This window comes from Kitasatospora sp. NPDC086009, assembly GCF_044540385.1.
Lineage (GTDB): Bacteria > Actinomycetota > Actinomycetes > Streptomycetales > Streptomycetaceae > Kitasatospora.
The window spans coordinates 50,369-67,584 of record NZ_JBITSA010000014.1; the positions used below are offsets into that span (position 1 = coordinate 50,369).

Annotated in this window: 17 protein-coding genes; 15 read left to right on the top strand and 2 right to left on the bottom strand. The window is 72.3% G+C overall.

Annotated features, from left to right (window positions below):
• Nucleotides 1–83: 83 nt before the first annotated feature.
• Nucleotides 84–2,063 (top strand): threonine--tRNA ligase, encoded by a 1,980-nt coding sequence (gene thrS / locus ACIF6L_RS27925; protein WP_359808770.1) that lies wholly within the window; start codon nucleotides 84–86, stop codon nucleotides 2,061–2,063.
• Between the two features lie 86 nt (nucleotides 2,064–2,149).
• A complete protein-coding gene (locus ACIF6L_RS27930; RefSeq protein WP_329486834.1) occupies nucleotides 2,150–2,710 on the top strand; it encodes an HIT domain-containing protein in 561 nt (186 codons plus the stop codon).
• Between the two features lie 79 nt (nucleotides 2,711–2,789).
• On the opposite strand, the gene ACIF6L_RS27935 is transcribed toward ACIF6L_RS27930, so the two are convergent.
• A complete protein-coding gene (locus ACIF6L_RS27935; RefSeq protein ID WP_352293271.1) occupies nucleotides 2,790–4,436 on the bottom strand; it encodes a hypothetical protein in 1,647 nt (548 codons plus the stop codon).
• A gap of 183 nt (nucleotides 4,437–4,619) precedes the next feature.
• Here ACIF6L_RS27935 and ACIF6L_RS27940 point away from each other — a divergent pair, with 183 nt between their 5' ends.
• Entirely contained in the window at nucleotides 4,620–5,054 is a 435-nt protein-coding gene (locus ACIF6L_RS27940) for a thiol-disulfide oxidoreductase DCC family protein (protein ID WP_396489597.1), read from the top strand.
• A 13-nt stretch (nucleotides 5,055–5,067) separates the two neighbouring features.
• Here the strand turns inward: ACIF6L_RS27940 and ACIF6L_RS27945 are convergent, their stop codons facing one another.
• Complete coding sequence (locus ACIF6L_RS27945; protein ID WP_396489599.1) at nucleotides 5,068–7,116, bottom strand: elongation factor G-like protein EF-G2; 2,049 nt, start codon at nucleotides 7,114–7,116, stop codon at nucleotides 5,068–5,070.
• 278 nt (nucleotides 7,117–7,394) lie between these two features.
• On the opposite strand from ACIF6L_RS27945, the gene pgsA reads away from it, so the two are divergent.
• From pgsA to yajC, 12 genes are all read left to right on the top strand, one after another.
• Nucleotides 7,395–8,042, top strand: a complete 648-nt coding sequence (gene pgsA / locus ACIF6L_RS27950) for a phosphatidylinositol phosphate synthase (protein WP_352293275.1) — start codon at nucleotides 7,395–7,397, stop codon at nucleotides 8,040–8,042.
• The gene (locus ACIF6L_RS27955) at nucleotides 8,042–9,034 is read left to right on the top strand and encodes a phosphatidylinositol mannoside acyltransferase (protein WP_396489602.1); all 993 of its coding nucleotides are present in this window, start codon (nucleotides 8,042–8,044) and stop codon (nucleotides 9,032–9,034) included. Before pgsA ends, ACIF6L_RS27955 begins: the two co-directional genes overlap by 1 nt.
• A gap of 40 nt (nucleotides 9,035–9,074) precedes the next feature.
• Entirely contained in the window at nucleotides 9,075–10,259 is a 1,185-nt protein-coding gene (locus ACIF6L_RS27960) for a glycosyltransferase family 4 protein (RefSeq protein WP_329486826.1), read from the top strand.
• Nucleotides 10,260–10,356: 97 nt separating this feature from the next.
• Nucleotides 10,357–10,731, top strand: a complete 375-nt coding sequence (locus ACIF6L_RS27965) for an isomerase (RefSeq protein ID WP_359808760.1) — start codon at nucleotides 10,357–10,359, stop codon at nucleotides 10,729–10,731.
• 28 nt (nucleotides 10,732–10,759) lie between these two features.
• A complete protein-coding gene (locus tag ACIF6L_RS27970; RefSeq protein WP_396489604.1) occupies nucleotides 10,760–11,305 on the top strand; it encodes a hypothetical protein in 546 nt (181 codons plus the stop codon).
• 155 nt (nucleotides 11,306–11,460) lie between these two features.
• Nucleotides 11,461–12,372, top strand: coding sequence for a pyridoxal 5'-phosphate synthase lyase subunit PdxS (gene pdxS, locus ACIF6L_RS27975; protein WP_329486822.1), 912 nt, complete (start codon nucleotides 11,461–11,463; stop codon nucleotides 12,370–12,372).
• 96 nt (nucleotides 12,373–12,468) lie between these two features.
• Nucleotides 12,469–13,092: a pyridoxal 5'-phosphate synthase glutaminase subunit PdxT gene (gene pdxT / locus ACIF6L_RS27980; protein WP_329486821.1), complete on the top strand. Its 624-nt coding sequence runs from the start codon at nucleotides 12,469–12,471 to the stop codon at nucleotides 13,090–13,092.
• A 99-nt stretch (nucleotides 13,093–13,191) separates the two neighbouring features.
• Nucleotides 13,192–13,950, top strand: a complete 759-nt coding sequence (locus ACIF6L_RS27985) for a YebC/PmpR family DNA-binding transcriptional regulator (protein ID WP_329486820.1) — start codon at nucleotides 13,192–13,194, stop codon at nucleotides 13,948–13,950.
• A 130-nt stretch (nucleotides 13,951–14,080) separates the two neighbouring features.
• Nucleotides 14,081–14,674: a crossover junction endodeoxyribonuclease RuvC gene (gene ruvC, locus ACIF6L_RS27990; RefSeq protein ID WP_329486819.1), complete on the top strand. Its 594-nt coding sequence runs from the start codon at nucleotides 14,081–14,083 to the stop codon at nucleotides 14,672–14,674.
• The gene (gene ruvA, locus ACIF6L_RS27995; RefSeq protein WP_329486818.1) at nucleotides 14,671–15,282 is read left to right on the top strand and encodes a Holliday junction branch migration protein RuvA; all 612 of its coding nucleotides are present in this window, start codon (nucleotides 14,671–14,673) and stop codon (nucleotides 15,280–15,282) included. Before ruvC ends, ruvA begins: the two co-directional genes overlap by 4 nt.
• Before the next feature lie 69 nt (nucleotides 15,283–15,351).
• Nucleotides 15,352–16,428: a Holliday junction branch migration DNA helicase RuvB gene (ruvB, locus tag ACIF6L_RS28000; RefSeq protein ID WP_329486817.1), complete on the top strand. Its 1,077-nt coding sequence runs from the start codon at nucleotides 15,352–15,354 to the stop codon at nucleotides 16,426–16,428.
• A 246-nt stretch (nucleotides 16,429–16,674) separates the two neighbouring features.
• Nucleotides 16,675–17,082, top strand: a complete 408-nt coding sequence (gene yajC / locus ACIF6L_RS28005; RefSeq protein ID WP_396489608.1) for a preprotein translocase subunit YajC — start codon at nucleotides 16,675–16,677, stop codon at nucleotides 17,080–17,082.
• Nucleotides 17,083–17,216 lie beyond the last annotated feature (134 nt).

Below are 17,216 nucleotides of genomic sequence, written 5' to 3' on the forward strand. Positions count from 1 at the left end.
ACGGTGGGGGTGGTGCTCTCGGTACCATCGTCACGCGCAGCGCCGTGTTGCGTCCTATGAATCCAGCACGTCAGGAGAGACCGGTGACGGACGTCCGGGTAATCATCAACCGCGAACCCGATCGGGAAGAGCGCGTGGTGACCACGGGCACTACGGCCGCCGAGCTCTTCGCCGACGACCGCTCGATCATCGCCGCGCGCATCGCCGGCCAGCTCAAGGACCTCGCGTACGCCGTGCAGGACGGCGACGAGGTCGAGCCGGTCGAGATCGGCAGCAAGGACGGCCTGGACATCCTGCGCCACTCCACCGCGCACGTCATGGCCCAGGCCGTGCAGCAGCTCTTCCCGGAGGCGAAGCTCGGCATCGGCCCGCCGGTCAAGGACGGCTTCTACTACGACTTCGACGTCGAGAAGCCGTTCCACCCCGATGACCTCAAGGCCATCGAGAAGAAGATGCAGGAGATCATCAAGAAGGGCCAGAAGTTCTCCCGCCGGGTGGTCACCGACGAGGCCGCCGCCGAGGAGCTGGCCGCCGAGCCGTACAAGCTGGAGCTGATCGGCCTCAAGGGCTCCGCCGCCACCGCCGGCGAGGGCGCCGACGTCGAGGTCGGCGCGGGCGAGCTGACCATCTACGACAACCTGGACGCCAAGAGCGGCGACCTCTGCTGGGGCGACCTCTGCCGCGGCCCGCACCTGCCGTCCACCCGGCACATCCCGGCCTTCAAGCTGATGCGCAACGCCGCCGCCTACTGGCGCGGCAGCGAGCGCAACCCCATGCTGCAGCGCATCTACGGCACCGCCTGGCCGACCAAGGACGAGCTGAAGGCGCACCTCGACTTCCTGGTCGAGGCCGAGAAGCGCGACCACCGCAAGCTCGGCAACGAGCTCGACCTCTTCTCCATCCCCGAGGAGATCGGCTCCGGCCTCGCCGTCTTCCACCCCAGGGGCGGCATCATCCGCCGCGCCATGGAGGACTACTCGCGCCGCCGGCACGAGGAGGAGGGCTACGAGTTCGTCTACACCCCGCACGCCACCAAGGGGAAGCTCTTCGAGAAGAGCGGCCACCTGGACTGGTACGCGGACGGTATGTACCCGCCCATGCAGCTCGACGAGGGCGTGGACTACTACCTGAAGCCCATGAACTGCCCGATGCACAACCTGATCTTCGACGCGCGCGGCCGCTCGTACCGTGAACTGCCGCTGCGCCTCTTCGAGTTCGGCACGGTGTACCGGTACGAGAAGTCCGGCGTGGTGCACGGCCTGACCCGCGCCCGCGGCTTCACCCAGGACGACGCGCACATCTACTGCACCCGTGAGCAGATGGCGGAGGAGCTCGACTCCACGCTGACCTTCGTGCTCAACCTGCTGCGGGACTACGGTCTGACCGACTTCTACCTGGAGCTCTCCACCAAGGACCCGGTCAAGTTCGTCGGTTCGGACGAGGCCTGGGAGGAGGCCACCGCCGTGCTCGCGAACGTGGCCGAGAAGCAGGGCCTGCCGCTGGTCCCGGACCCGGGCGGCGCGGCCTTCTACGGCCCGAAGATCTCCGTCCAGGCGAAGGACGCGATCGGCCGGACCTGGCAGATGTCGACCATTCAGCTCGACTTCAACCTGCCCGAGCGCTTCGACCTGGAGTACACGGCGGCGGACGGCTCGCGTCAGCGGCCGGTCATGATCCACCGTGCGCTGTTCGGCTCGATCGAGCGGTTCTTCGCGGTGCTGCTGGAGCACTACGCCGGCGCCATGCCGCCGTGGCTGGCCCCGGTCACCGTGACCGGCATCCCGATCACCGACGAGCACGTGCCGTACCTGCTGGAGGTCGCGGCCGAGCTGAAGAAGCGCGGCATCCGGGTCGAGGTCGACACCTCGGACGACCGGATGCAGAAGAAGATCCGGAACGCGCAGAAGAGCAAGGTGCCGTTCATGCTGATCGCGGGCAACGACGACGTCGAGGCGGGCGCGGTGTCGTTCCGCTACCGCAACGGCGAGCAGAAGAACGGCGTGCCGCTCGCCGAGGCGGTCGCCGAGATCGTCGACGCGGTGGAGCGTCGCGTCCAGGTGTGACCTCCCGCCCCGCGTCAGCGGGGTTCGCGGGGCAGTCTCCACACGGAGTCTGCCCCGCACTGCTTTGCAAGCCACGCCGGGCGAATATGCTGATCAGCATGACGACTGAGCCGGAACTGCAGCGGGGCGTCGGCGAGCCGGACGGCTTCCGCCGCCTGTGGACCCCCCATCGGATGGCCTACATCCAGGGCGAGAACAAGCCCACCGGTCCGGCTCCGGACGACGGTTGTCCGTTCTGCTCGATCCCGTCGCTGAGCGACGAGGAAGGGCTGGTCGTCGCGCGCGGGAACTCCGTGTTCGCGGTGCTCAACCTGTACCCGTACAACGGCGGGCACCTGATGGTGGTCCCGTACCGGCACGTCGCGGACTACACCGAGCTGGACGACGCGGAGACGGCCGAGCTGGCCGTGTTCACCAAGAAGGCGATGGCGGCGCTGCGGGCGGCCTCGGGCGCGCACGGGTTCAACATCGGGATGAACCAGGGCGCGGCGGCGGGCGCCGGGATCGCGGCGCACCTGCACCAGCACGTGGTGCCGCGCTGGGGCGGGGACACCAACTTCATGCCGGTGGTCGGCCACACCAAGGTGCTGCCGCAGCTGCTGGCGGACACCCGCAAGATGCTGGCCGAGGCCTGGCCGCAGGGCTGAACCGCAGGGCTGGACCACAGGGGAAAGGGGCCCACCGGAGAACCGGTGGGCCCCTTTCCCCTGCTCTGCGTCGGGCCGCTCAGCCCGCGTCGTACTGGTCGACCTTGTAGGGCCGGGTGCCCTGCGCCTCGGACTTGATGATCGAGGCGCGGTTCTTGAAGAAGCGCTCGGTGTCGAGGTCGTGCTCCTCCAGGAACTCCAGCACGGCCGCGTGGACGGCGGTGAGCACCGGGGTGGCGGCGTTGAGCGCGTTGTCGGTCATCGACCGGGTGTTCCAGGGCGGTGCGGCCCAGACGTGGCGCAGGCCGAACGGCTCGGGCAGGCCGAGGCCGCCGCCGAGCCAGGCGAGCAGTCCGGGGCTGCGGTGGAGGGGGGCGCGGACGGCCTGCCGGACCACCTCGTCGTTGTCGATCAGTGGGAGCTTGACCGTCCGCTCCTCCCAGAACTTCAGGCTCTTCGGGACGGACTTCTCCTTGTCCTTGGGCTTGTCGGAGAAGACGCCGTTGACCGGGCCGAGCGCGTAGCCGGCCACGCTGACGTTCATGGTGTGCGCGAGCAGGACGACGGTGACGGTGAAGGTGAGCACCAGCTTGCCGTCGTGGGTGACGAACTGGGTGGCGAGGTAGTGCCGGGGGCCGCCGGGGAAGGTCTGCTTGTCCGCTATGGCCTGGACGGCGAAGTCGCGCATCCGGTCGCCGTCCATGTCGGCGTTGCCGGGGCGGCCGATCTCGTCGGCGCCCTCGCCGACCTCGAAGACCACCCACTGCTTGACGGCGACGTTGGGAATGCCGCTGTTGGCGACCTCGCTGATGCCGAGGCCCTTGAGGTGCCCGGCGATCTTGCGGACGAGGTCCCAGGGGTGGAACGCGCGGAAGTCGGCGTGGCCCTCGGCCGGGCGCAGGGCGTCGACCATCTTCCACTCGCCCCAGCGTCGGCCGGCGCCGAGGATCCCCTTGGGACCGGCGTAGTGCTGGATGTTGGTGTCCTGCTCGGCTTCGAGCCGGCCGAGCTTGGCGCGCAGGTCGGCGGCCTTCTTGTCCAGGTCGTCGCGCGGGACGGCCATGGGGACGGTCGCGGCCACGGCGTTGCCCTCGACGAGGTCGCGCCAGCGGTTGCGCAGGTCGACGGCGGTGCCGACGACGATGCGCTTGGCGAGGTACCAGCCGACGACCGGTGCGAGCATCACGATGCGCAGGTAGACGCCCAACAGGCCGCCGGCGGGCGGCTTGAGGGCGAGCAGCACGCCGACGGCGGCCGCCACGAGGAGGACCACCGCGCCGACGACGCCGGCGTTCCTGGGGCTGTCCCGCTTGAGCCAGGCGCGGAGCTGGAAGGCGCCGAGCCAGACCAGGGCGCCGGGCAGGAAGAGCAGACCGGTGACGAGGGTGACGGTGGTGAGCCGGCGGTCCCGGGCGGCGCGCAGGTCCTCGGCGGCCAGGCAGTGCTCGACGATCTGCCGGGTGTCGATGCCGAAGGACGGGACGAGGGGCTTGCGGTCGCCGCCGAGGGTGCGTCCGATCACGGCGCGGCTGAAGGCCTCGCCGAGGTTGGGGCGGAAGAGGGCGAAGCGGCCCTTCTTCTCGGTGGCGTTGGCGACGGTCTCGACGAAGCCGCGGACCTCGCCGTCGCGGTAGGCGGCCGAGGAGAGCGCCTGGGTGACGGCGGTCTGCGGGCCGGTGTCGGTCCGGGGTATCTGCGCACCCGGGGTCATGTCGAGTGTCGTCACGGTGGCTTCCCCTCCTCCCCTTGTCAGCGGCAGGGTACCGCGCCGCGGTACCGGCGCGCGGATGATCGTCTGAAGTGCCGTCACGTTCGGGCCAGTACGCGCTCGTGGGGCATGATGCCCACCTTTGCGCCGGGCGATACCCGTGTGCGGGGGTGGACGGGCGCAATGGTGCACGATGGGCGCATGGGCCGTACGGAGGGAGCCGTGATGAAGGATCCGGTGCTGGTTTTCGACGGGGACTGCGCGTTCTGCACGACGTGTGCCGGCTGGGCGGAGCGGTACCTGCGCCAGACCCTGGCGTCGGGCGGCTGGGAGGCGGAGCCGTTCCAGTTCGCGGATCTCGCCGGGCTGGACGCGCTGGCCGGCGGGCGCGGCGAGGTGTCCTGGGAGCGGGCCGGGCGCGAGGTGCTCTGGGTGACGCCGGCCGGCCGGGTGTACGGCGGTGCGCAGGCGGTGGCGCGGCTGCTGATGCGGTCGGGCGGGGTCTGGGCGTACCTGGGCGGGGTACTGGCGCTGGCGCCGGTGCGGCCGCTCGCGGACGGGCTGTACCGCTGGGTGGCGAAGAACCGGCACCGGATGCCGGGCGGGACGCCGGCCTGCGCGCTGCCGAGGCGCTGAGGCCGCGGGACCGTCAGGCGGTGTGCTTGGCCGCGAGGGTGGCGGGCATGGGTTCGTGGCGCAGATGGGCGCGGGAGAACTCGGCGGTGCCGTGGGTGAGGGAGCGCAGGTCGACGGGGTAGCGGACGAGTTCGAGCTCGGGGACCTCGGCGCGGAGCAGGGTGAGGCCCGGGCCGCCGGTCTCGGTGCCGAGGACCCGGCCGCGGCGGGCGGAGAGGTCGCCGAGGACGGCGCCGAGGTAGTCGTCGGGCAGCAGGACGCTGACCGCGGAGACCGGTTCGAGCAGTCGGATGACGGCGTGTTCCGCGGCGTCGCGCAGGGCGAGGGCGGCGGCGTTCTGGAAGGCGGAGTCGGAGGAGTCGACGGAGTGCGCCTTGCCGTCGGTGAGGGTGACCCGGATGTCGACGAGCGGGTACCCGGCGCCGACGCCCTTGGCGAGCTGGGCGCGGACGCCCTTCTCCACCGAGGGGATGAAGTGCTTGGGCACGGCGCCGCCGACGACGTGTTCCCGGAACTCGAAGCCGGCGCCGGCCGGCAGCGGTTCGACCTCCAGCTCGCAGATCGCGTACTGGCCGTGCCCGCCGGACTGCTTGACCAGTCGGCCGTGGCCGGCGGCGGCGGTGCCGAAGGTCTCGCGCAGGGCGACCTTGGGTTCGACGGTGTCGACGTGGACGCCGTGCCGGCCGCGGAGCCGGTCGAGGACGACCTCGGCGTGGGCCTCGCCGGTGCACCAGAGGACCAGCTGGTGGGTGTCGGGGTTCTGTTCCAGACGCAGCGCCGGGTCTTCGGCGGTGAGCCGGGCGAGGGCCTGGGAGAGCCGGTCGTCGTCGCCCTTGCTGTGCGCCTCGATGGCGATCGGCAGGAGCGGTTCGGGCAGTGGCCAGCCGTCGAGCTTCACGGGGTGGCCGGGTTCGTGGACGGTGTCGCCGGGGCGGGCGGTGCTGACCTTGGCGGCGCAGACGAGGTCTCCGGCGACGGCGTGCGGGACGGGCCGCTGGAGCTTGCCGAACGGGCTGGTGAGGCCGGTGACGCGTTCGTCGCCGGTCTGGTCCTCGGGGTGGTCGGGGCCGGTGAGGTGGATGTGGGTGTCGGGGCGCAGGGTGCCGGCGTAGATCCGCAGCAGGCTGATCCGGCCGACGTAGGCGTCGGCGGTGACGCGGACGACCTGGGCGGCGAGGGGGGCGTCGGGGTCGCAGTCGGGGCCGGGGCGGGTGCGTTCGGTGGGGTCGGGGAACGCGGTGGTGATGAGGTCGAGGAGTTCGGCCGAGCCGAGGCCGCGGTCGGTGGTGGGCAGGGCGGGGTGCAGGGCGCAGGCGAGGACTTCGCGGCGCAGACCGGCTTCGAGGGCGTCGGTGTCGAGCGGTTCGCCGGCGAGGTAGCGCTCCATGAGGGTGTCGTCCTGGCCGGAGATGGCTTCGACGAGGCTCTCGCGGGCGGGGCCGGTGTCGGGCAGCGGTTCGGCCTCGCCGTAGGTGCGGCCGGTGAGCAGGTCGACGGTGCCGGCGGGGTGGCCGTCGTGGTGGACGGGGAGGAAGAGCGGGCGCAGGGTGTCCGGGCCGAGCCCGAAGGCGTCGTGGCAGGCCGTGAGGATGTCGTCGAAGTCGCTGCGGGCGATGTCGAACTTGGCGACGGCGATGGCGCGGGGGATGCCTTCGGCGGCGCACTCGCGCCAGAGGGCGCGGGTGGGGGTGGTGACCGGGTCGGTGGCCGAGACGACGAAGACGGCGCCGTCGGCGGCGTGCAGGGCGGCCCGCAGGTCGGCGGTGAAGTCGGGGTGGCCGGGCGGGTCGATCAGGTTGACCTTGACGCCGTTCCATTCGAGGGGGAGCAGCGAGAGCTGGACGGAGCGCTGCTGCTGGTGCTCGATGTCCTCGTGGTCGGAGACGGTGTTGCCGTCGGTGACGCGGCCGGCCCGGCCGAGGGCGCCGGCGGTGAGGGCGAGGGATTCGGCGAGGGTGGTCTTGCCCACGCCGCTGCAGCCGATGAGGACGACGTTGCGCAGCTGTCCGGGGTCGGTGACGCTGGGCGCCTGGCCGGATCGTGCGGTGCTGCGGTCGGGCATCGGGGTCTCCTCCCGTCGCGCCGAGGCTGACGTGAAAAGTCTAGGGGCGGTGTTCGCGGGGGCGCGTGTTCTGGGGGTTCGCGGTGACCGGGTGTGTGCGGCCGTGCGCCGGGGGTCGCGGGAGGGCGGGCGGTGGGGGCGGGCGGGCGGTGCGGTGCGCGGAGGGGTGTCGTGGGCGTGGCTACGATGGGTGCGCCGGGTGGGCTGATCCGTCCGGCCGTCTGCCGCGTACTCCGCCGCAGGCGGGTACCAGGGAGATCGGAGCGGTCCGGAAGGCCATGCTCAACAAATACGCGCGTGCCTTCTTCACACGTGTCCTGACCCCGTTCGCCGCGTTCCTGATCCGGCTGGGTGTGAGCCCGGACGCCGTGACGCTGATCGGTACCGCCGGTTCGGTCGCCGGTGCGCTGGTGTTCTTCCCGCGTGGGGAGTTCTTCTGGGGCACCATCACGATCACGCTGTTCATCTTCTCGGACCTGGTGGACGGGAACATGGCGCGGCAGCTGGGCCGGTCCACCAAGTGGGGTGCCTTCCTGGACTCCACGCTGGACCGGGTCGCGGACGCCGCGATCTTCGGCGGGCTGGCGATGTGGTACGCGGGAGGGGGCGACAACGACCTGCTCTGTGCCGTGGCGATCTTCTGCCTGGCCAGCGGCCTGGTGGTCTCGTACACCAAGGCGCGGGCGGAGAGCCAGGGGCTGCCGTGTGATGTGTCGGGGCTGGTGGAGCGGGCCGAGCGGCTGGTGATCAGTCTGGTCGCGGCCGGCGTCGCGGGTCTGCACACCTTCGGGGTGCCCTATGTGGAGTGGCTGTTGCCGGTGGCGCTGTGGCTGGTGGCCGCGGGCAGCCTGGTCACGGTGTTCCAGCGGATGCTGACGGTGCGCCGCGAGGCGTTCGAGGCCGACCGAGCGGCGGCCGGGAGCTGATGGGGGGCGGGCCTTCGGTGAAGGACCGACTGGTGTACTCGGCCTACGCGTCGGGCTGGGCGGTGCTGCGGCACCTGCCGGAGCCGGTGGCGCGGGGCGTGTTCGACCGGATCGCCGACTTCGCCTGGCGCAGGCGCGGCAAGCGGGTGCTTCAGCTGGAGGCGAACCTGCGGCGGGTCCGGCCGGGGCTGGACGAGGCCGGGCTGCGGGAGTTGTCGCGGGCCGGGATGCGGTCGTACATGCGGTACTGGATGGAGTCCTTCCGGCTGCCGGTGTGGAGCCGGCAGCGGGTGGCCCGCGATGTGCAGGTGGCCGGCTTCGAGCAGCTGCGGGAGGCGATGGAGTCCGGCCGCGGCGCGGTCGTCGCGCTGCCGCACATGGGGAACTGGGACCTCGCGGGCGCCTGGGTGGCGCTGGAGGGGTACCCGTTCACCACGGTCGCGGAGCGGCTGAAGCCCGAGAAGCTGTTCGACCGCTTCGTGGCGTTCCGGGAGAGCCTGGGCATGGAGGTGCTCGCGTTGACCGGCGGCGGGGTGAACGTCGTCGGTACGCTGGCCCGCCGGCTGCGGGAGGGGAAGCTGGTCTGCCTGGTCGGCGACCGGGACCTCTCGGAGGCCGGGATCGAGGTGTCCTTCTTCGGGGAGGCGACCAGGATGCCGGCCGGTCCGGCGGCGCTCTGCCAGCGGACCGGGGCGGCGCTGCTGCCGGTCTCGCTCTGGTACGACGGCCCGCTGCTGCGGGCGCGGATCCACCCCGAGATCGTTCCGCCGCCGGAGGGGGACCGCAAGGAGAAGACCCAGGCGATGGTGCAGGCCATGGCTGACGTCTGGGAGCAGGGGATCCGCGAGCACCCCGAGGACTGGCACATGCTGCAGCGGTTCTGGCTGGCGGACCTGCCGGTCCGCGCGGCGGTGGAGGAGCCGGCGCGGCCGGCCGGCGCCACCCGCCCCGCTCCGGCCGGCGAGCCCGCCGCCGAGGCCTCCGGGCCCTGACCCGCCGCACCCGCCGCACCTACAGGATCACGAGGAACCAGTGAAGATCGGCATCGTCTGCCCGTACGACTGGGACGTTCCCGGCGGGGTGCAGTTCCACATCCGGGACCTGGCCGAGCACCTGATCGGCCTCGGCCACGAGGTGTCGGTGCTGGCGCCCGCGGAGGACGACGAGGCGCTGCCGCCGTACGTGGTCTCGGCGGGGCGGGCGGTGGCGGTGCCGTACAACGGCTCGGTCGCGCGGCTGAGCTTCGGCATCCTCTCGGCGGCCAGGGTCCGGCGCTGGCTGAACGAGGGCCGGTTCGACATCCTGCACGTGCACGAGCCGGCCTCGCCGAGCCTGTCGATGCTGGCCGCCTGGTCGGCGTCGGGGCCGATGGTCGGCACCTTCCACACGTCCAATCCGCGGTCGCGGGCGATGATCGCGGCCTCGCCGATCCTGCAGCCCGGCCTGGAGAAGATGCGGGCGCGGATCGCGGTGAGCGAGTACGCCCGGCGGACCCTGGTGGAGCACCTGGGCGGGGACGCGGTGGTGATTCCCAACGGGGTGGACGTCGGCTTCTTCGCGGAGGCGGAGCCGGACGCGCGCTGGACGGGTGGGGCGGCGTCCGGCGAGCCCGGCACGATCGGTTTCATCGGCCGGATCAACGAGCCGCGCAAGGGCCTGCCGACGCTGCTGGCGGCCCTGCCGCGGATCCTGGCCGAGCGGCCGGGGGTGCGGCTGCTGGTGGCCGGCAAGGGCGACGAGGAGGAGGCGGTCGCCGGCCTGGCGCCGGAGGTCCGCGCGCAGGTGGAGTTCCTCGGCATGGTGAGCGACCGGGACAAGGCCCGGCTGCTGCGCAGCGTCGACCTGTACGTGGCGCCGAACACCGGTGGCGAGAGCTTCGGGATCATCCTGGTGGAGGCGATGTCGGCGGGCGCCCCGGTGCTGGCGAGCGACCTGGACGCGTTCAAGCAGGTGCTGGACGGCGGGGACGCGGGGGAGCTGTTCCCGGTGGAGGACGCGGACGCGCTGGCCGCGGCGGCACTGCGGCTGCTGGGGGACCCGGGTCGCCTGGAGGAGCTGCGCAAGGCGGCGTCCCGGCACGTGCGGCGGTTCGACTGGTCGACGGTCGGTGCGGACATCCTGGCGGTGTACGAGACGGTGACGGCCGGCGCGGTGGCGGTGGTCGGCGAGGACGAGCGCGGCGGCCGGCGCGGGCGGTTCGGGCTGGCCCGGGACTGACCTCCGGCGTCCGGGGGCCGGCCGGCCGGGAATCGGCGGGGGCCGTCCGGGGTTGGGCTGCCTGAACCACCGATCATCGTGACCCTGGAGGCACCGGATGCCGCAGATCTCCGTCGACTACTCCCCGAGCCTGTCCGGCGCCTTCGACCGGCGTGCGCTGGGCCTGGCGATCAACCGGCTGGTGGTGAAGACCATCGACGCGAGCCCGGAGGCGTGCAAGACGGTCTTCCGCGAGGTGCGGGAGTTCGTGGTGGGCGTCGAGGACGGCGAGGGCGCGGGCGACGCCCAGGTGTACGTCGAGTTCCAGATCTTCCCGGGCCGTACCCCCGAGGCGAAGGCGGCGCTCGGCGACGCCGTGCTGGCGCTGCTGGCGGAGCGGATCGCGCCGGCGCCGGGCACCCGGCTGTTCACCGCGGTGAACGTCGAGGACATCGACCGCGCCAGCTACCGGAGTGCCACCGCCGAGGGCTGATGCCGGGCACCCGGTAGCGTAGCGCCCCGTGACTACCTGGATCTGGGCCGCCGTGGCCGTGGTGCTGTTCGGCATGTACCTGAGTTGGACGGCCGGCCGACTGGACCGGCTGCACGCCCGGATCGACGCCGCCCGGGCGGCGCTGGACGCGCAGCTGGTCCGGCGGGCCTCGGTCGCGATCGAGCTGGCGGCCTCCTCGCTGCTGGACCCGGCGGCCTCGCTGCTGCTGCTGGACGCGGCGCACGCGGCCCGGCAGGCCGACGACGAGCAGCGCGAGGTGGCGGAGAGCCAGTTGAGCATGGCGCTGCGGGCGGTGTTCGCCGAGCCGGAGCAGCTCGCGGTGCTGGTGGCCGAGCCGGGCGGCGAGGAGGCGGTCAAGGAGCTGACGGCCGCGGTGCGCCGGGTGCCGATGGCGCGGCGGTTCCACAACGACGCGGTGCGTGCGGCCCGGGCGGTGCGCGAACACCGGCTGGTGCGCTACTTCCGGCTGGCGGGCAAGGCACCGTTCCCGATGGCCTTCGAGATGGACGACGCCCCGCCGTCGGCGCTGACCCCGGAGGGTGCTCCGGCCTGAGGAGCGGGCGTCTCACAGGCCGGACCGGGTGTGCCCGGATCCGGCCTGTTTGTCGTATCCCGTCGGCCAGCCTGGACTTGATGGCGCATGGAAAGACCATTTCTTCCGCCTACCATAGGGCGATAGCACTGGTTCATCTTCGAGTGAGGTCTCACGTGTCCACCACCCCCACCACCGCAGACCAGCCGCAGATCGGTACCGCCCGGGTCAAGCGCGGCATGGCCGAGCAGCTCAAGGGCGGTGTGATCATGGACGTGGTCAACGCCGAGCAGGCCAAGATCGCCGAGGATGCCGGCGCTGTCGCCGTCATGGCGCTGGAGCGGGTGCCCGCCGACATCCGCAAGGACGGCGGCGTCGCGCGCATGTCGGACCCGAACATGATCGAGGAGATCATCGCCGCGGTCTCGATCCCGGTCATGGCGAAGTCCCGGATCGGCCACTTCGTCGAGGCCCAGGTCCTGCAGTCGCTCGGCGTGGACTACATCGACGAGTCCGAGGTGCTGACCCCGGCCGACGAGGTGAACCACTCGGACAAGTGGGCGTTCACCACGCCGTTCGTCTGCGGTGCCACCAACCTGGGCGAGGCCCTGCGCCGCATCGCCGAGGGTGCGGCCATGATCCGCTCCAAGGGCGAGGCCGGCACCGGCAACGTCGTCGAGGCGGTCCGCCACCTGCGCCAGATCAAGAACGAGATCGCCCGGCTGCGCGGCTACGACAACAACGAGCTGTTCGCCGCCGCCAAGGAGCTGCGCGCTCCGTACGAGCTGGTCAAGGAGGTCGCCGAGCTCGGCAAGCTGCCGGTCGTGCTGTTCTCCGCCGGTGGTGTGGCCACCCCGGCCGACGCCGCGCTGATGCGCCAGCTCGGTGCCGAGGGCGTCTTCGTCGGCTCCGGCATCTTCAAGTCGGGCGACCCGGCCAAGCGTGCCGCCGCGATCGTCAAGGCCACCACCTTCTTCGACGACCCGAAGATCATCGCGGACGCCTCCCGCAACCTGGGCGAGGCCATGGTCGGCATCAACTGCGACACCCTGCCCGAGAGCGAGCGCTACGCCAACCGCGGCTGGTAGTCGGCCCCGCGCCAAGCGCCGGCCCGCCGCAGCGCCTCGGCGCGCGGCGGGCCGCGCCACGTACACACGACGTAACGATCGAAGAGGTTTGAGACCGTGAGCACTCCAGTCATCGGCGTCCTCGCCCTGCAGGGCGATGTCCGCGAGCACCTGGTCGCGCTGGCCGAGGCCGACGCGCTCGCCCGCCCGGTGCGCCGTGCCGAGGAGCTGGCCGAGGTCGACGCGCTGGTGATCCCCGGCGGGGAGTCCACCACCATGTCCAAGCTGGCCCTGCTGTTCGGCGTGATGGACCCGCTGCGCGAGCGGGTCGCCGGGGGCATGCCGGTCTACGGCACCTGCGCGGGCATGATCATGCTGGCCGACAAGATCCTGGACGGCCGCGACGACCAGGAGACCGTGGGCGGCATCGACATGACCGTGCGCCGCAACGCCTTCGGCCGCCAGAACGAGTCCTTCGAGTCCGGCATCGCCTTCCGCGGCCTGGACGACGCCCCGGTGCACGGCGTGTTCATCCGCGCGCCCTGGGTCGAGGCCGTCGGCGCGGGCGTCGAGGTGCTGGCCGAGCTGCCGGCCGCCGACGGTCCGGAGAGCCGCGTCGTCGCCGTACGCCAGGGCAACCTGCTGGCGACCTCCTTCCACCCCGAGCTCACCGGCGACCACCGGGTGCACGGCTACTTCGTGCGGATGGTCGAGGAGCACCTGGCGGCGGCGGCCCGGTAACGCTTCGCCGCCGCACGCGGACCGTGTGCACCCCACCGGCGGCGGCACCGGTAAGATCCCTCCTGTTCATTTCCCTTTGGCGACGTAAAGGAGCTGGCGATGTCCGGCCACTCTAAGTGGGCTACCACCAAGCACAAGAAGGCCGTGATCGACGCCAAGCGCGGCAAGCTCTTCGCCAAGATGATCAAGAACATCGAGGTGGCGGCGCGCACCGGCGGCGGCGACCCGGCCGGCAACCCCACGCTGTACGACGCCATCCAGAAGGCGAAGAAGAGCTCCGTCCCGATCGACAACATCAACCGCGCCGTCAAGCGCGGCTCGGGCGCGGAGGCCGGCGGGGCCGACTACTCGACGATCATGTACGAGGGCTACGGCCCGAACGGTGTCGCCGTCCTCATCGAGTGCCTCACCGACAACCGCAACCGCGCCGCCTCCGACGTGCGCGTGGCGATGACCCGCAATGGCGGCTCGATGGCCGACCCGGGCTCGGTCTCGTACCTGTTCAACCGCAAGGGCGTCGTGATCGTCCCCAAGGCCGACGGCGTCGACGAGGACAAGCTGTTCGAGGTCGTCCTCGACCAGGAGCCCGAGGAGATCAACGACCTCGGCGAGTCCTTCGAGATCGTCTCCGAGGCCTCGAAGATGGTCGCCGTCCGGACCGCGCTGGTGGACGCCGGCGTCGACTACGACTCGGCCGAGGCCAACTTCCTCCCGAGCATGCAGGTCGAGCTGGACGTCGACGGCGCCCGCAAGATCCTGAAGCTGATCGACGCCCTGGAGGACAGCGACGACGTGCAGAACGTCTTCGCCAACTTCGACATCAGCGACGAGGTCGGTGCGCAGCTCGACGCCGAGTGATCGTGCCCACTCCCCGGCCCGGTGGTCCCACGACCACCGGGCCGGTGTCGTCGGTGGGACTGTCCGACCCTGGCGGTAGCCTTCGCAGGTCGCCACGGCGAGCGGCGCGTTTCGGAGAGGCGGGGTCGAGGTGCGGGTACTGGGTGTGGACCCGGGGCTGACCAGGTGCGGGATCGGGGTGGTCGACGGCGCGCCGGGCCGGCCGCTGAGGATGGTCGGCGTCGGGGTGGTGCGCACGCCCGCCGAGGCGGACATCGGGCCCCGGCTGCTGCTGGTCGAGCAGGGCATCGAGAGCTGGCTCGACGAGCACCGGCCCGACCTGGTCGCGGTCGAGCGGGTCTTCGCCCAGCACAACGTCCGCACCGTGATGGGCACCGCGCAGGCCAGCGCGGTCGCGATGCTCTGCGCCACCCGGCGCGGCATCCCCGTCACCCTGCACACCCCCAGCGAGGTGAAGGCCGCCGTCACCGGCTCCGGCCGGGCCGACAAGGCCCAGGTCACCGCCATGGTGCAGCGGCTGCTGCGACTGGACGCCCCGCCCAAGCCGGCCGACGCCGCCGACGCGCTGGCGCTGGCCATCTGCCACATCTGGCGCGGCGGCGCGAGCGACCGGATCGCCGCGGCGCTCGCCAAGGCGGCGCCCGCCAGGACCGCGCCCGGCGCGGCCGCGCCCGCCGCCCGGGCCCCGTACTCCGCACGATCCCCCCGAGGAGCCGCTCGATGATCGCCTTCGTCCAAGGGCCGGTGGCCGCCGTCAGCGGCGGCACCGTCGTCGTCGAGGTCGGCGGCGTCGGCATGGCCGTCCAGTGCACCCCGGCGACCGCGGCCGGCCTGCGCCTCGGGGAGCCGGCCCGGCTCGCCACCTCGCTGGTCGTCCGGGAGGACTCGCTCACGCTGTACGGCTTCGCCGACGACGACGAGCGGGCCGTCTTCGAGATCCTCCAGGCCGCGCCCGGTGTCGGGCCGCGCCTGGCCCAGGCCATGCTCGGCGTGCACAGCCCGGACGAGCTGCGCGCCGCCGTCGCCGCCGGGAACGAGAAGGCGCTGATCGCCGTCCCCGGTATCGGCAAGGCGAAGGCCGCCAAGCTGCTGTTGGAGTACAAGGACAAGCTGGGCGCCCCGCACGGCAGCGTCCCGGCCCAGAAGCCGATCGCCGCGGGGCCCGCGCCGTGGAGCGAGCAGCTGCACGCCGCCCTGGTCGGCCTCGGCTACGCGCCGCGCGAGGCGGACGAGGCGGTCACCGCCGTCGCCCCCGAGGCCGAGGCGCAGGCCGTCACCGATGTGGGCGCGCTGCTCAGGGCCGCGCTGCGGACCCTCAACCGGACGCGCTGACGCCGCGTCGGCCACCACCCTCCACCGAACCGACCATCTGTCACCTTGCCGACATTGGAGCCCGCACCGATGAGCCCGTACGACTCCGACCCGGCCGACCGGCTGGTGACGGCCGCCGCCGACGGCGAGGACCAGGCGGTCGAGGCGGCGCTGCGCCCCAAGCAGCTGGACGAGTTCATCGGCCAGGAGCGGGTGCGCGAGCAGCTGTCCCTGGTGCTGCAGGCCGCCCGGCAGCGCGGGACCGCGCCGGACCACGTGCTGCTCAGCGGTCCGCCCGGGCTCGGCAAGACCACCCTTTCCATGATCATCGCGGCCGAGCTGGGCGCCCCGATCCGGATCACCTCGGGCCCGGCCATCCAGCACGCCGGCGACCTGGCCGCGATCCTCTCCTCGCTCTCCGAGGGCGAGGTGCTCTTCCTGGACGAGATCCACCGGATGTCCCGGCCGGCGGAGGAGATGCTCTACATGGCGATGGAGGACTTCCGGGTCGACGTGATCGTCGGCAAGGGCCCGGGCGCCACCGCCATCCCGCTGGAGCTGCCGCCGTTCACGCTGGTCGGCGCGACCACCCGGGCCGGGCTGCTGCCGCCGCCGCTGCGCGACCGGTTCGGCTTCACCGGCCACATGGAGTTCTACGCGCCCGCCGAGCTGGAGCGGGTGGTGCACCGCTCGGCCGCCCTGCTGGACGTCGAGATCGACCCGGCCGGCGCCGCCGAGATCGCCGGCCGCTCCCGGGGCACCCCGCGGATCGCCAACCGGCTGCTGCGCCGGGTCCGCGACTTCGCGCAGGTCCGGCACGACGGGGTGGTCACCCCGGAGATCGCCGCCCGGGCGCTGGACGTCTACGAGGTGGACGCCCGCGGTCTGGACCGGCTGGACCGCGCGGTGCTGGACGCGCTGCTGCGGCTGTTCGGCGGCGGACCGGTCGGCCTGTCGACCCTGGCGGTCGCGGTGGGTGAGGAGTCCGAGACGGTCGAGGAGGTCGCCGAGCCGTTCCTGGTCCGCGAGGGCCTGCTGGCCCGGACCCCGCGCGGCCGGATCGCCACCGCCGCCGCGTGGCAGCACCTCGGCCTGACCCCGCCGGTTCAGACCACCAGGGGCGCGGTACCGGCCCAGTCGGAACTTTTCCCGGCGGACGAGGGCTGAACGGGTGACACCGGGGCGATCGGGGCGCACGGACGCCTGAGCAGGTCCGCGCGGAGAAGCCGGGGGAGAAGTCCGGGGAATCTGTGCAGGCGCAGGCTCGCCACTTTCGGCGGCAGGATGCGATGCTTGGCGTTGTCCGATCAGTTCGGGGTCGCCTAGACTCCGCCGGACCGCCCCTCTCACCTGACGGGCCGACCATTACCACACAGGCCGCCGGCCGGCGGCCCGTAAAGGACCCTGGCTGCAGTGAACCTCATCATCCTTCTCCTCCCGATCATCGCGATCGTGCTCATGTTCCGGTCGCAGAAGAAGCGCCAGCAGCAGCAGGCGAGCATGCAGACCGCGCTGGAGCCCGGGGCGGGAGTGCGCACCATCGGCGGCCTGTACGCCCAGGTGAAGGCGGTCAACGAGGAGACCGTCGAGCTGGAGATCGCGCCCGGCGTGGTCACCCACTTCACCAAGAGCGCGGTGGCGGCGGTCCTGGACCCGCAGGAGTACGACGCGATCATCAACGATCGCCCCGCCGTGGACGAGCTGTCCGAGCCGGAGGCCGAGGACGCCGACGTCGAGCCGGTCGAGGACAAGCCGCTGACGCTCACCAAGGACAGCGCCGACAAGGGCGACGTCGAGGGCGCTGGTCCCGCGACCAAGTAGTACGGCCGGGCACCCGCCCGGCCGCGCGGCGCAGTCAGTAGTGCCGCGAGCCCACAGGATCTCAGGGCCGCAGATCCGCCATGCCCCCGTCCGCCACGAGCCGGACGGGGGTCCGGTAGGGGAGGTGGCATGGA

What these genes read in the sequence shown, in the direction of transcription:
- ACIF6L_RS27945 (WP_396489599.1), bottom strand. Translation starts at nt 7,116, where the DNA reads ATGCCCGACCGCAGCACCGCACGATCCGGCCAGGCGCCCAGCGTCACC.
- ACIF6L_RS27965 (WP_359808760.1), top strand. Translation starts at nt 10,357, where the DNA reads ATGCCGCAGATCTCCGTCGACTACTCCCCGAGCCTGTCCGGCGCCTTC.
- ruvB (WP_329486817.1), top strand. Translation starts at nt 15,352, where the DNA reads ATGAGCCCGTACGACTCCGACCCGGCCGACCGGCTGGTGACGGCCGCC.
- ruvA (WP_329486818.1), top strand. Translation starts at nt 14,671, where the DNA reads ATGATCGCCTTCGTCCAAGGGCCGGTGGCCGCCGTCAGCGGCGGCACC.
- pgsA (WP_352293275.1), top strand. Translation starts at nt 7,395, where the DNA reads ATGCTCAACAAATACGCGCGTGCCTTCTTCACACGTGTCCTGACCCCG.
- ACIF6L_RS27940 (WP_396489597.1), top strand. Translation starts at nt 4,620, where the DNA reads ATGGGCCGTACGGAGGGAGCCGTGATGAAGGATCCGGTGCTGGTTTTC.
- ACIF6L_RS27985 (WP_329486820.1), top strand. Translation starts at nt 13,192, where the DNA reads ATGTCCGGCCACTCTAAGTGGGCTACCACCAAGCACAAGAAGGCCGTG.
- ACIF6L_RS27930 (WP_329486834.1), top strand. Translation starts at nt 2,150, where the DNA reads ATGCTGATCAGCATGACGACTGAGCCGGAACTGCAGCGGGGCGTCGGC.
- ACIF6L_RS27955 (WP_396489602.1), top strand. Translation starts at nt 8,042, where the DNA reads ATGGGGGGCGGGCCTTCGGTGAAGGACCGACTGGTGTACTCGGCCTAC.